At 72.6% G+C, this 12780-nt stretch carries 12 protein-coding genes; 8 read left to right on the plus strand and 4 right to left on the minus strand.

Going from position 1 to position 12780, the window contains the following annotated elements; genetic code table 11:
* The first annotated feature begins 39 nt into the window (after positions 1–39).
* Together BJ993_RS26095 and BJ993_RS19170 are read left to right on the plus strand one after the other, a co-directional pair.
* Positions 40–165: a hypothetical protein gene (locus tag BJ993_RS26095; RefSeq protein WP_257026925.1), complete on the plus strand. Its 126-nt coding sequence runs from the start codon at positions 40–42 to the stop codon at positions 163–165.
* Between the two features lie 163 nt (positions 166–328).
* Entirely contained in the window at positions 329–1840 is a 1512-nt protein-coding gene (locus tag BJ993_RS19170) for an MDR family MFS transporter (protein WP_179650616.1), read from the plus strand.
* Between the two features lie 123 nt (positions 1841–1963).
* Here BJ993_RS19170 and BJ993_RS19175 read toward each other — a convergent pair whose 3' ends face one another.
* The 3 genes from BJ993_RS19175 to BJ993_RS19185 all read right to left on the minus strand — a co-directional run bounded on the left by BJ993_RS19175 (position 1964) and on the right by BJ993_RS19185 (position 4434).
* Entirely contained in the window at positions 1964–3022 is a 1059-nt protein-coding gene (locus BJ993_RS19175; protein WP_179650618.1) for a polyhydroxyalkanoate synthase family protein, read from the minus strand.
* A gap of 100 nt (positions 3023–3122) precedes the next feature.
* Positions 3123–3719, minus strand: coding sequence for a hypothetical protein (locus BJ993_RS19180; RefSeq protein WP_179650620.1), 597 nt, complete (start codon positions 3717–3719; stop codon positions 3123–3125).
* A gap of 91 nt (positions 3720–3810) precedes the next feature.
* Entirely contained in the window at positions 3811–4434 is a 624-nt protein-coding gene (locus BJ993_RS19185) for a TetR family transcriptional regulator (protein WP_036542057.1), read from the minus strand.
* A 130-nt stretch (positions 4435–4564) separates the two neighbouring features.
* Between BJ993_RS19185 and BJ993_RS19190 the strand changes: the two genes are divergently transcribed.
* From BJ993_RS19190 to BJ993_RS19200, 3 genes are read left to right on the plus strand one after another with little or no spacing between them, the layout of a single operon-like run.
* The gene (locus tag BJ993_RS19190; RefSeq protein ID WP_218864753.1) at positions 4565–5716 is read left to right on the plus strand and encodes a ferredoxin reductase; all 1152 of its coding nucleotides are present in this window, start codon (positions 4565–4567) and stop codon (positions 5714–5716) included.
* A gap of 28 nt (positions 5717–5744) precedes the next feature.
* Complete coding sequence (locus BJ993_RS19195) at positions 5745–6881, plus strand: fatty acid desaturase family protein (RefSeq protein WP_051931881.1); 1137 nt, start codon at positions 5745–5747, stop codon at positions 6879–6881.
* A gap of 24 nt (positions 6882–6905) precedes the next feature.
* Positions 6906–7187, plus strand: coding sequence for a hypothetical protein (locus BJ993_RS19200; RefSeq protein WP_036542059.1), 282 nt, complete (start codon positions 6906–6908; stop codon positions 7185–7187).
* A 4-nt stretch (positions 7188–7191) separates the two neighbouring features.
* Here the strand turns inward: BJ993_RS19200 and ptsP are convergent, their stop codons facing one another.
* The gene (gene ptsP / locus BJ993_RS19205; protein ID WP_179650622.1) at positions 7192–8862 is read right to left on the minus strand and encodes a phosphoenolpyruvate--protein phosphotransferase; all 1671 of its coding nucleotides are present in this window, start codon (positions 8860–8862) and stop codon (positions 7192–7194) included.
* Between the two features lie 88 nt (positions 8863–8950).
* Here ptsP and BJ993_RS19210 point away from each other — a divergent pair, with 88 nt between their 5' ends.
* Genes BJ993_RS19210 through BJ993_RS19220 form a run of 3 tightly spaced genes read left to right on the plus strand, consistent with a single transcriptional unit; the run spans position 8951 to position 12770 of the window.
* Entirely contained in the window at positions 8951–9718 is a 768-nt protein-coding gene (locus tag BJ993_RS19210) for a DeoR/GlpR family DNA-binding transcription regulator (protein WP_036542063.1), read from the plus strand.
* Entirely contained in the window at positions 9715–10701 is a 987-nt protein-coding gene (locus BJ993_RS19215) for a 1-phosphofructokinase family hexose kinase (RefSeq protein ID WP_179650624.1), read from the plus strand. The genes BJ993_RS19210 and BJ993_RS19215 overlap by 4 nt, the downstream gene beginning before the upstream one ends.
* Positions 10689–12770: a PTS fructose transporter subunit IIABC gene (locus tag BJ993_RS19220; RefSeq protein ID WP_179650625.1), complete on the plus strand. Its 2082-nt coding sequence runs from the start codon at positions 10689–10691 to the stop codon at positions 12768–12770. Before BJ993_RS19215 ends, BJ993_RS19220 begins: the two co-directional genes overlap by 13 nt.
* Positions 12771–12780 lie beyond the last annotated feature (10 nt).

Consider the following 12780-nt stretch of genomic DNA (forward strand, 5'->3'; position numbering starts at 1 on the left):
GAAACTCACGGTTGGACGACGAAGCTTCATCGTCCAAGCGTGAGTTTCGTCGTCCAGGCACGGGAGAAACACCGGCCGGCCGGTGAAACTGGCGCGGCCCGCAGCCGCCCGCCCGCCGACGGATTTAACCGTTGGCGGGAATGGCTGTCGGTGCTGGACGATTGACTCCTGACAGCGCCGTGGGAAGTCCGATGACTTTTTCTCGCGGCACCTGTCGAAACAGTGTCGGCCCGTTCGTGGAACTGGTGAAGCGAGGGCCGCACCGATTCGTCCGGCAGCACCAGGTCGGCCACCGCTGGACCATGCCTCCCAACCGATAGGACCCGCCATGACTGCGCCCACCGGGCCCACCGAGACCGGCGACGCCAACGACGTCACCGAGTTCGAGCAGGAGTTCAGCGCCCCGGCGACCCCGGGTGCCGCCACCGCTCCCGTCGGCCGCACCCCGCTCGTGATCAAGCTGCTCGTCGCGGCGACCTTCGTCGTGATCCTGAACGAGACCACGCTGGTCAACGCCGTCCCCAGGCTGATGACCGACTTCAACATCACCGAGACCACCGCCCAGTGGTCGCTGACGGTGTTCATGCTGACGATGGCCGCGGTCATCCCGGTGACGGGCTGGTTCCTGCAGCGGGTGACCACGCGCACGGCGTACGCCACCGCGATGATCACCTTCAGCCTCGGCACCCTCGTCGCGGGGGTCGCCCCCACCTTCGGGGCGCTGCTCGTCGGCCGGGTCGTCCAGGCCGGTGGTACGGCGGTCATGATGCCGCTGCTGATGACCACCCTGATGACGGTCGTCGCCGCGGAGGACCGCGGCCGGGTCATGGGCCAGGTCACCCTGGCCATGTCCTGCGCCCCGGCGCTCGGCCCCGCCGTGTCCGGCGTCCTGCTCCACTTCGGCTCGTGGCGGCTCATCTTCGCCGTCGTGCTCCCGATCGCCGTGCTGGTCGGCTTCTTCGGCTTCAAGCAGCTCGAGAACGTCGGTGAGACCACCTCGAGCCCGATCAGCTGGGCGAGCGTCGTGCTGGCCGCGGGCGGCTTCAGCACCTTCGTGTTCGGCCTCAGCAAGGTCGGCCACTCCGCGTGGGAGACCGTGGCGGCCTTCATCGGCGGCGGCGTCGCCCTCATCGCGCTGTTCGTCCTGCTGCAGCTGCGCCTGCAGCGCTCCGACCGACCGCTGATGGACCTGCGCACGCTGAAGACCCGCAACTTCACGGTGTCGCTGATCCTGATGTCGGCCGGCTTCATGGCCTTCCTCGGCTCGATGCTGCTGCTGCCGCTCTACCTGCAGAACCTGCGTGGCCTCAGCGAGCTGCAGACCGGCCTCCTGGTGATGCCGGGTGGCCTGGCGATGGGTCTGCTCGGTCCGCAGGTCGGCAAGGTGTTCGACCGGATCGGCGCCCGCCCGCTGGTCATCCCCGGCTCGATCGCGATGGTGGCGCTGCTGTTCGGCCTGAGCAGGATCGGCGCCGACACGCCGTACCCGGTGCTCGTGGCGCTCCACGTCGCGCTGATGGCGAGCCTCGCGACCATCTTCACGCCGGTCTTCACGATCGGCCTGGGTGACCTCGCGCCGCAGCTGTACTCGCACGGCAGCTCGCTGCTCGGCACGCTGCAGCAGGTCGCCGGCGCCATCGGCACCGCGCTGCTGGTCGTCATCATGACCAACCGCACGGAGAGCCTCGCCGAGGACGGCGCCAGCAAGGCGGACGCGTTCATGGGCGGTCTGCAGTGGGCGTTCTTCGCCGGCGGCGTGATCGGCCTCGTCGTGATCGCCATGTCGCTGCTGCTGCCGTCGAAGGCGGAGACGCCGGCTGGTGCGCACGGCGGGCACTGAGTCCAGGCGCATGTGCATGAATCCCCGGTCGACCGGGGATTCATGCACATGTCGGGCGTTGCAACCCCTGACAAGCGCAGGAACCGCCTGTCCGCTGTGACCTGAGGTGCGGAAGTGACGCCCTCAGCCCAGGAACTCGTCCATCACCGGCCAGCTCACCTGCGCGGCCCGCGGTCCGGCGACGAGGCCGAGGTGGCTGAGGCCGTCGGCGGCGGCGTACCGCGCCCCCGGTACGACGTCGGCGCCGGCCCGCACGGCCGGACCGTCGGCGATGTTGTCGGTCTCGCTGCCGACGAAGAGCACGCGGGTGCGGATGTCGCCGAGGCTGACCTTCCGGTCCCGGCCCAGCTGGACGGTGCCGGTGGCCAGCTCGTTGCGGACCATGAGCCGGGTGTGGATCTGGTGGTAGGCGCGGCCCGGGTAGCCGGGCATCTCGGCGATGAAGCCGTCGATGGCGGTGGTCCGGGCGAGCGTCTCCGCGTCGAGGATGTTCTTGGCCAGGTGGTAGGCCTTGGTGAGCTCGCGCCTGGGCGCCATGGCGCGATAGCTGGCCCGCACCACGTGCCGCGGGACGCCGCCCAGCGCGGCGGTCGGCGCGGTGACGGCCCGCGAGCCGAGCAGGCGGTCGGCGACGATCAGCGGCTGGACCGCCGGGATCAGGGAGTAGTCGATCGGCGTGCCGAAGGCGGTCAGCGACGCGATCGGCAGGTCCGGGTGCGCGGCGGCGGTGAGCAGGCTCAGCGTCCCGCCGAGGGACCAGCCGACGAGGTCGACGCCGTCGGCCCGGTCGCCGGCCTCGGCGTGGTCGTCGAGCACGGCGTGGATCGCCGTCGGGAGGATGTCGTCCATCCAGGTCTCGAAGCCCATCGCCCGGTCGGCGAACCCGATGGCGCCGTAGTCGACGAGGTACGTCGCCCGGCCGCTCTCCAGCAGGTGGGCGGCCAGGCTCTGGCCCGGCCGGAGGTCGAAGCACCGGGCCGAGACGGCCAGGGGCGGCACCAGCAGCACCGGCCGCGGCGCGGTCGCCGGCGTGGTGCGGTCGTACCGGGAGAGCCGGCGGTGCGGGGCGTCGCTGAGCACGGTGGCCGGCAGGCCGTCGTACTGCTCGATGCCGGGACCGAGGGGGGAGATCGCCCACGCGTTGCGGGCGGCGGTGGTCAGGCTCTGGACTGCGGTGGGCACCGCGCCATGGTGACTGGTCGGTAACTTCGCGTCCACCGAACGTGACGAGCGTGACGCCGCCGCCCACCGCGGGTGTGAGCGGGACCTCCCCGGACGCGCCTCAGAAGCAGGGGACGACGTCCTGGGCGCCCTGGATGCCGTGGAAGAGGCGCTGCTGCGTGCCGGCCATGGTCCGGGTCTGCGGGCTCGCCCAGGCGAGCGTGCTCAGCGCCGGGCCACCGTTGCCGGGGATGCGCACCTTGCGCGCCTCGACGCGGAGGACCAGGTGATCGGCCGTCGTACCGGGGAAGCAGGCGGAGCCGTGGGCCTTGCCCTGCGCGACGGCGCGGCTGACCCGCTCGCCGGCCGCGATGCCGCGGTGGCGCAGGGTCACGATCGACTGGAAGCCGGACGGGTGGGGGCTGCTCGCCTCCCACGTGCCGGTGATGCCGACCGACATGCCGCGGGTGTGGCCGGACCGGATGTCGAAGACGGCGCGCCCGTCGCGGACCCGGTGGGCGCGGCTGCTCCACCAGCGGTCGCGCAGGCCCTGCTGCAGGAACACCTGACAGCCCTCGCAGTTGGCCACGCGGACCACGACCCGGGTGCGGTGGGGCCCGGCGGAGGTGGCGGTGGTCGAGGACGTCGCCGCTGCGGCCGGTGCCAGGAGGCAGCCGACGAGGGCGAGGAGGGCGAGCAGTCGGGCGGGGACGGACATGGGGGCTCCCTGGGGTCGGAACGGATGACACCAGGGGAGACGCCGCGAGCGGCCGGTTGGTTGTGGCCGGTCCGCGACGGCGATGGCCGGGTCAGGGGCGGGAGCGCCAGTGCATCGCGCCGATGAGCATCATCCGCAGCTGCGTACGGGCGGTCGCGGCGATCCTCTGCTCCTCCGCGGAGCCGGGGCCGGCGGTCAGCAGTCGCTCGGCGGTCGCGACCATCGCGCCCACGATCAGGGTGGACAGCACCCGCAGGTCCTCCTCGGACCACTGGTCGGTGCCGGGCAGGTGGGCGAGGTCGATGGCGAGCTCGCGCTCGGCCAGCTCGATGCCGCGCGCGATCGCCTCCCGGACGGTGGCCGGCCCGGCGAACCGCTCACGGGCGATGAACCCGAAGTGGGCCTGGTCCTGGTGGACCTGGGTCACCAGCACGGCCACGGAGCCGTCGATGATCGAGCGGAAGTCGTCGCCGGCCGTACGCCGCAGCTCGCGCAGCAACGCGCGCAGCGTGTCGAGCGACTCCTCGACGAGCGCCAGGCCGAGGTCCTCGATGGAGGGGAAGTGCCGGTAGAACGCGGTCGGCACGATGCCGACCTCCTTGGCGACCTGGCGCAGCGACAGGGCGACCAGGGTGGTGTCCTCGGACAGCGCGAGCGCCGCGTCGAGGATCGCGCGGCGGGTGCGCTCCTTCTGCTCGACGCGTGACCCGGTCATGTACCCACTCTAACTTGAGTGAACATGTGTGCACTGTCACGGCCCGAGGTCGTTGACCTGGGTGCGGGCGGCTTGCGAGAGTTTCGGTGTACAGACGTACACCCAAACTTTCCGCAACGAAGGAGGCGCGATGTCAGCGCTCATCTCCCCGCCCGCGCCCAGCGGCGCCGTCGGGCGGCTCCTGCGCTCGCGGCTCGCCGCGGCCCTCGCCACGCCCCACACCGTCGACCGGTACCTCGAGCGGTTCAACCCGATGTGGGCGGCCCACGAGGTCCGTGCCCGCATCGTGTCCGTCCACCGCGAGACCGCCGGACAGGACACCGCGCCGGTCGCCACGCTGACCCTGCAGCCGACGAGCACCTGGCGCGGCCACCGCGCCGGCCAGCACGTCCTCGTCGGCGTCGAGCTGCCGGGCTCGGCCAAGCGGCTCACCCGCGCGTTCTCGATCTCGTCCGCCGCCTCGGCGCCGGGCGAGCAGATCACGCTCACGATCCGCGCGCACGACGAGGGCCAGGTGTCGTCGTACCTGGTCCGGGAGGCGCAGCCCGGCACGATCCTGCACCTGTCGCAGGCGCAGGGCGAGTTCACCCTCGTCGAGAGCCCGGCGACGCCGACCAACAACCACCTGCTCTTCATCACCGGCGGCTCGGGCATCACGCCCGCGATGTCGATGGTGCGGACCCTCCTGCGCGACGGGTACGACGGCCGCGCCGGCCGCAAGGTGACCTTCCTCCACTTCGCGCGCAGTCCCGAGGACCAGATCTTCGCCGAGGAGCTCGCCGGGATCGCCGCGGCCGACAACGACGTGACCGTCCACCTGCGCCACGGCGACCAGGTCTTCAGCGAGTTCGAGCTGCGCCGTCTGGTGCCGGACCACCGCAACACCGACACCTGGCTGTGCGGCCCCGCCGGGCTCGTCGACCTGGTCCGCGACGCCTACACCGACGGCGAGGGCGAGCTCTCGCCGCGCCTGCGGATGGAGTTCTTCAAGCCCGCCGTCGCGCGTACCGCCCAGCCGGGCGAGACCGTCGAGGGGGAGGTGTCCTTCACTCGCTCCGGCAAGTCCGCCGCGGCCACGGGGGCCAGCCTGCTGGAGCAGGCCGAGGAGCTCGGCCTGAAGCCGGAGTTTGGCTGCCGGATGGGCATCTGCTTCTCCTGCACCCGCACCAAGACCGCCGGCACCGTCCGCAACGTCCTCACCGGCGAGGAGTCCTCCCTGCCGGACGAGGAGATCCGGATCTGCGTCACCAGCGCCGCTGGTGACTGCCACATCGACCTCTGACCCCCCACTGATGACGAAGGAGCACGACATGACCGCCACCGTCACCGAGCACGACGAGAAGTACCACGGCCTCACCGCCGAGCAGATCGAGAAGCTGGGCGAGGAGCTCGACGCCATCCGCCAGCGCGTCATCGCCGACCTCGGCGAGACCGACGCGGCGTACCTCCGCAAGGTCGTGACGACCCAGCGCAAGCTGGAGATCGCCGGCCGCGCGCTGTTCTACCTGCCCGTCGTCGGCTGGGTGCCGGCCGTGGCCTGCCTGAGCGTGTCGAAGATCCTCGACAACATGGAGATCGGGCACAACGTGATGCACGGGCAGTACGACTTCCTGGGCGACCCGGCCTTCAACTCCCGCATGTTCGACTGGGACACCGTGTGCCCGGGCGAGCAGTGGAAGTACTCGCACAACTACATCCACCACACCTTCACCAACATCGTCGGCAAGGACCGCGACGTGGGCTACGGGATCCTGCGGATGGACCCCGAGCAGAAGTGGCACCCGTACTACCTCGGCAACCCGCTCTACGCGTTCCTGCTGATGACCTTCTTCGAGTGGGGCGTCGCGCTGCACGACCTCGAGGTGGAGAACATCGTCTCCGGCAAGCGGAAGCTCGCCGACAACAAGCCGCTCTACCCGGGCCTGATGCGCAAGATCCGCAAGCAGGCGCTGAAGGACTACGTCCTCTTCCCTGCCCTGACCGGCCCGCTCTTCCCGCTCACCTTCGCCGGCAATGCGGTCGCCAACCTGGTCCGCAACGTGTGGGCCTTCAACATCATCTTCTGCGGCCACTTCCCGGCCGGCGTGGCGTCCTTCTCCGAGGAGGAGACCGAGAACGAGACGCGCGGCCACTGGTACCTGCGCCAGATGCTCGGCTCGGCCAACATCAAGGGCAGCAAGCTGATGCACGTGATGAGCGGCAACCTGTCGCACCAGATCGAGCACCACCTGTTCCCGGACCTGCCGGCACGGCGCTACCCCGAGATCGCGGGAGAGGTGCAGGAGATCTGCGAGCGCTACGGCCTGCCCTACAACACCGGTCGGCTCAGCCAGCAGCTGTTCAGCGTGTTCCGCAAGATCGTGCGCTACTCGTTCCCCGGCGGTACGGCGAAGGTGTCGCCCGTGCGCGGCCCCGGGTCCGTGACCGAGGACTCGTTGGCAGCCTGAGGTCCGCCAAGGGAGACTGGCGCCATGAGCGGACGTGACCACCTGAGCAAGGGCGAGATCGCCAAGGACGCCATCCAGGCGGGCGCCGAGGCGGCCGCCAGCACGGTCGGCGAGGTCGCCACGATCCTGACCAGGGCGGTCGGCGACGTCGCGGCGGCGGTCGGCGGGTTCGCGACCGAGGTCTTCGAGATCCGCGACTCGTCGCGCCGGGCCCTGGCCGAGCACGCGCTCGAGAAGTCCGACGAGCAGACCCCCGCCACCGAGGCCCCCCAGGCCCCGGCGGCGGAGGAGATCGACCCGGCCTGACCGGTCAGGCCAGCACGGCGCGCGCGGCGTCGCGTGCCGCGGAGGGATCCGCGGCCGCGAGCGCCGCGTTCGCCATTTCCCGGCACTGCTCGAGCGTGGCCGTCGCGAGGCGCGCCCCGACCGGACGTACGGCGGCCGCCGCCATCGACAGCGACGTGACGCCGAGCCCGACCAGGACGCAGGCGAGCAGGGGGTCGGCGGCGGCCTCGCCGCACACGCCGACGGGCTTGTCGGCCCGTTCGCCGGCGGCTGCCGTCATCGCGATCAGCTGCAGCACGGCGGGCTGCCACGGGTCGGTGAGGTGCGCCAGGTCGGTGCACAGCCGGTCGGCCGCCATCGTGTACTGCGTCAGGTCGTTGGTGCCGATCGAGAGGAAGTCGACCTCGGCGAGGATCCGGTCGGCCAGCAGGGCCGCGCTCGGCACCTCGACCATCACCCCGGGCACCAGCCCGCGCGCCCGCGCGGACTGCGCGAAGTCCCGTGCCTCGTCGACGGTCGCCACCATCGGCGCCATCACCCACGTCGTCGCCCCGCTCTGCCGGGCCGCCGCCGCGACCGCGTCGAGCTGGCGGTCCAGCAGGCCGTGGTCGGTGAACGAGAGCCGGAGCCCGCGGACGCCGAGGGCGGGGTTCTCCTCGTCGGGGTGGGTTGCGAAGGCGATCGGCTTGTCCGAGCCGGCGTCGAGGGTGCGGACCACCACGTAGCGGTCGTCCCCGACGAAGGGGGCCAGCACGTCGGCGTACACGGCGGTCTGCTCCTCGACGGTGGGCTCGGTCTCGCGGTCGAGGAAGCTGAGCTCGGTGCGGAACAGGCCGACCCCGCCGACCGGGCCCTCGGCCGCGGCGACGGCGGACGACGCGTCGGCGACATTGGCCAGCAGCTTCACCGCGTGGCCGTCGGCCGTGCGGCCCGGGCCCTCCCAGTGCGCCAGTGCGGCGCGCTCCTCGACGTCACGCGCGACCCGGTCGGCGGCCTCGGCAGGGTCGGGGTCGAGCTCGATCGTGCCGGCGGCACCGTCGAGGAGCAGCGTGTGACCGGCGGCAGCGGCCACGACGCCGGTCGCGCCGACGACGCAGGGGATGCCCAGCTGCCGGGCGATGATCGCGGTGTGGCTGGTCGGTCCGCCGCGCTCGGTGACCAGGCCGAGCACCAGCCTCGGGTCCAGGCCGGCGGTGTCGGCCGGGGCGAGGTCGGTCGCCACGAGGACGACCGGCTCGTCGGGCAGGGTGACTCCCGGCTCGGGCTCGCCGACGAGACGTGCGACGACGCGGGTGCGGATGTCGCGCAGGTCGGTGACCCGCTCCGCCATCAGGCCCCCCATGCCGGTGAACACCGTCACGAACTTCTCGACCGCGTGGTCGACGGCCGTCAGCAGGGGCTCGCCGGCGCGCAGGTTCTTGCCGACGGCGGAGCGCAGTCCGCGGTCGGTCGCGAGCCCGGCGCTCGCGGTGAGGACGCCGGCTGCCGCGCCGTCTGCCGAGGCCGCCTTGCGGCGGAAGCCCTCGGCGACCGACTCCACCGCCGCGTCATAGGCGGCCAGGGCGGCGTCGGCGTCGGGGTGCCCGCCGTCGCCGTACCGCGCGAGGGCGTCGGGGGAGATGTCCGAGACGGTGACCTGTGCCGGCCCGTGGGCCAGGCCGGGGACGACCGGTGTGCCGTGGATCGTGGTGACCATGCTCACACGCTAGACCGCCAACCCCTTGACAAGCAACAGAAACGGGCATAAAACAACATAAACACAGATCCGTGAGGGAGGTCACACGATGTACGCCGAGGAGCGCCAGCAGGCCATCGCCCGTCAGGTCGGGGACCGGGGCCGGATGTCCGTCGCCGAGATCGCCGAGCTCTTCGACGTCACCACGGAGACCGTACGGCGCGACCTGACCGCGCTCGAGGCACTGGGTGTCCTCCGGCGGGTCCACGGGGGAGCCGTCCCGACGTCCGCGCTCTCCACCCTGGAGCCCGGACTCGTGGAGCGCGACGCGGCCAACACCGAGGCCAAGGCGCAGATCGCCCGGGCGGCGCTCGACCAGCTGCCGCCGCCGGGCGCATCCGTCCTGATCGACGCGGGCAGCACCACCGCCCGCTTCGCCGACGCGCTGCCGGCGAGCCACCGGCTCGTGGTCTTCACGCACAGCGTGTCGATCGCGGCCCGGCTCGCCGGCAACGCGGGCATCGAGCTCCACCTGCTGCCCGGCCGGGTCCGCACCAACACGCACGCCGCTGTCGGCGCCACGACCGTCGCCGCGGTCGGTGCCCTGCGGGTCGACGTCGCCTTCCTCGGTGCCAACGGCGTCACGGCCGGCCACGGCCTCTCGACGCCGGACAGCGAGGAGGCCGCGACGAAGCGGTCCTTCGTGCTGGCCGCCGAGCGGGTCGTCGGACTCGTCGACTCCTCCAAGGTGGGCGTCGAGACCGCCGTCCGGTTCGCCGCGCTCGACGAGGTCGACGCCCTCGTGACCGACCGCGAGATCCGGGCGGTGGACCGCAAGGCCATCGCCGCGACCGGCGTCGAGGTGGTGACCGCGTGATCATCACCGTCACCCCCAACCCCAGCATCGACCGCACCCTCGCGCTCCCCGGCGAGCTCGTCCGCGGCGGCGTGCTCCGCGTCGCCGCGTCGCTCGACCAGCCCGGTGGCAAGGGCGTGAACATCTCCCGCGCCTGCGTCGCGGCCGGTGTCCCGACCTGCGCCGTGCTGCCGGTCGCGGCGGACGACCCCTTCGTGCGCGAGCTCGACCGCCTCGGCGTGCCCAGCGCGCCGGTGCCGCCGGCCGGGCCGATGCGGGTCAACCTCACCCTGACCGAGCCCGACGGGACCACCACCAAGCTCAACGCCGCTGGGGCCGAGGTGTCCATCGCGGACCTCGACGTCCTGGCGGACCGGGTTCTCGCCCTCCCCGGCGACGGATGGGTCGTGCTCGCCGGCTCGTTGCCGCCCGGCGCCCCCGACGGCTGGTACGCCGACCTCGCGGCCCGGCTGCGCGCGACCGGCCGCCGGGTGGCGGTCGACACGAGCGATGCCGCCCTCGATGCCGTCGTCGCCCAGCTCGCGCCCGGGTCCGCGCCCAGCCTGCTCAAGCCCAACGCCGAGGAGCTCGCCTCCGTGGTCGGTGCCGACGCGGCCGAGCTCGAGGACGACCCGCAGCGGGTCGCCCTCGCCGCCCGGACCCTCGTCGACCGGGGCGTCACCACCGTCCTGGCCACGCTCGGCGGCGCCGGTGCGGTGCTCGTCGACGCGACCGGCGCCTGGCACGCCGTACCCCCGCCGACCCGGGTCGTCAGCACCGTCGGCGCCGGCGACAGCAGCCTCTTCGGCTACCTCGCCGCCGACCTGCGCGGCGCCGCGGCGCCCGACCGGCTGGCCGCCGCCGTCGCCTACGGCAGCGCCGCCGCCGCCCTCCCCGGCACGACCGTGCCGACCCCCGATGACGTCCGGACCCACACGGTCCGGGTCCGTGCGCTCGACCTGAGCGCCACCGCCCACGAAGGAGAACCCTCATGGCAGAGCTGATGACCACCGCCCTGGTCAGCCTCGACGCCGTCCTCGGTGCCGACAAGGACGCGGTGATCGCCGCCCTCGCCGCACGTGTCGCCGAGGCGGGTCGTGCCACCGACGTCGAGCAGTTGAAGGCCGACCTCTACGCCCGTGAGGCGAAGTCGTCCACCGGGATGAAGGACGGGATCGCCATCCCGCACTGCCGTTCCGTCGCGGTCACCGAGCCCACCCTCGCGTTCGCCCGGCTGGCGCCGGGCGTCGACTTCGGCGCGAAGGACGGTGCGGCCGACCTGGTCTTCCTCATCGCGGCGCCCGAGGGCGGCGGCAACGCCCACCTGCAGATCCTGGCCAAGCTCGCCCGGTCCCTGGTGAAGCCCGAGTTCACCGACGCGCTCCGCGCTGCCACAACGCCGGAGGCGGTCGTCGCCCTGGTGCAGGGCGTCGTGGCCCCGCCGGCCGACGCAGCGCCCGCCCCGGTCGACGTCCAGAAGAAGACCACCCCCGCCGTCGTACGACGCCTGGTGGCCGTGACCTCCTGCCCGACCGGCATCGCCCACACCTACATGGCGGCCGAGGCGCTCGAGGCGGCCGCGGAGCGGGCCGGCGTCCAGATCGACGTCGAGACCCAGGGCTCGGCAGGCTCGAAGCCGCTTCCGCAGGCGACCATCGACGCCGCGGACGCGGTCGTGTTCGCGACCGACGTGGGCGTGCGGGACAAGCACCGCTTCGCGGGCAAGCCCGTCGTGGCGACCGGGGTGAAGCGCCCGATCGACGACGGCGACGCCGTCATCGCGGAGGCGCTCCGGGCCGCGGACAACCCGTCCGCCGCCCGGGTCGAGGGCTCCGCCGCGGCCGGCGGCGCCGGTTCGTCCGCCGGCGGCTCCGCGTCCGCGGGGGAGTCGTGGGGCGGCCGGGCGCGCCGCGTGCTGATGACCGGCGTGTCGTACATGATCCCGTTCGTCGCGGCGGGCGGTCTGCTCATCGCGCTCGGCTTCCTGCTGGGCGGCTACGACAGCGCCAACGTCGCGGGCGACATCCTCGTCAAGCACAGCCTCCTCGACCGGCCCACGCCCGCCGACTACGGGCTCGACCACGTCGCCTTCGGCTCCGGAGCCATGCTCTACCTGGGCGTGCTGCTGTTCGTGATCGGCAAGGCGGCCTTCGCGCTCTTCGTGCCCGCGCTGGCAGGCTACATCGCCTACGCGATCGCCGACCGGCCCGGACTGGCGCCGGGCTTCATCATGGGCGCGCTGGCCACGAACCTGGCGGGCTTCGCCGCGGGCGACGCCACCGCGGCGCCCCAGACCGGGTTCATCGGCGCCATCGTCGGCGGCACCCTCGCCGGCCTGATCGCGCTGTGGGTCTCGAGCTGGCGGGTGCCGACCTGGGCGCGCGGCCTGATGCCCGTGCTGGTCATCCCGCTGGTCACCAGCATCGTCGCCGGCCTCGTCATGTTGCTCCTCCTGGGCCGCCCGATCACCTGGCTGATGGAGCAGTTGAGCGACGGGCTGAACAGCATGAGCGGCTCGAACGCGATCATCCTGGGCGTCGTGCTCGGCATGATGATGGCCTTCGACATGGGCGGACCGCTCAACAAGGTCGCCTACAGCTTCGCCGTGGTCGGCATCGGTGCAGCCAGCCTCAAGACGGGTGCTCCCGAGCTCAAGATCATGGCCGCCGTGATGCTGGCCGGCATGGTGCCGCCGCTGGCCATGGCGCTGGCGACGGTCGTCCGGCCCGGCCTGTTCACCAGCGCCGAGCGGGAGAACGGCAAGGCCGCCTGGCTCCTCGGCGCCTCCTTCATCTCCGAGGGCGCGATCCCGTTCGCGGCCGCCGACCCGCTCCGGGTCATCCCGTCGATCGTGCTCGGCAGCGCCGTCACGGGCGGCCTCGCCGAGGCGCTCGACGTGAGCCTGCGCGCCCCGCACGGTGGCATCTTCGTGCTGTTCGCCGTGGACGGCGTGCTCGGGTTCTTCGTCGCCCTGATCGCCGGCACGGTCGTCGCAGCGGCCGCCGTGATCGCGCTCAAGTCCGTGGGACGCGCCGCCCCCGTCGAGGCCGCGCCCGAGCCCGTCACCGTCTGACACCAGCCAT

Origin of the sequence: Nocardioides aromaticivorans (genome assembly GCF_013408525.1) — a bacterium.
Taxonomy (GTDB): Bacteria; Actinomycetota; Actinomycetes; order Propionibacteriales; family Nocardioidaceae; genus Nocardioides; species Nocardioides aromaticivorans.

What these genes read in the sequence shown, in the direction of transcription:
- BJ993_RS19195 (WP_051931881.1), top strand. Translation starts at nt 5,745, where the DNA reads ATGACCGCCACCGTCACCGAGCACGACGAGAAGTACCACGGCCTCACC.
- BJ993_RS19200 (WP_036542059.1), top strand. Translation starts at nt 6,906, where the DNA reads ATGAGCGGACGTGACCACCTGAGCAAGGGCGAGATCGCCAAGGACGCC.
- BJ993_RS19220 (WP_179650625.1), top strand. Translation starts at nt 10,689, where the DNA reads ATGGCAGAGCTGATGACCACCGCCCTGGTCAGCCTCGACGCCGTCCTC.
- BJ993_RS19185 (WP_036542057.1), bottom strand. Translation starts at nt 4,434, where the DNA reads ATGACCGGGTCACGCGTCGAGCAGAAGGAGCGCACCCGCCGCGCGATC.
- BJ993_RS19210 (WP_036542063.1), top strand. Translation starts at nt 8,951, where the DNA reads ATGTACGCCGAGGAGCGCCAGCAGGCCATCGCCCGTCAGGTCGGGGAC.
- BJ993_RS19180 (WP_179650620.1), bottom strand. Translation starts at nt 3,719, where the DNA reads ATGTCCGTCCCCGCCCGACTGCTCGCCCTCCTCGCCCTCGTCGGCTGC.
- BJ993_RS19170 (WP_179650616.1), top strand. Translation starts at nt 329, where the DNA reads ATGACTGCGCCCACCGGGCCCACCGAGACCGGCGACGCCAACGACGTC.
- ptsP (WP_179650622.1), bottom strand. Translation starts at nt 8,862, where the DNA reads ATGGTCACCACGATCCACGGCACACCGGTCGTCCCCGGCCTGGCCCAC.
- BJ993_RS19190 (WP_218864753.1), top strand. Translation starts at nt 4,565, where the DNA reads ATGTCAGCGCTCATCTCCCCGCCCGCGCCCAGCGGCGCCGTCGGGCGG.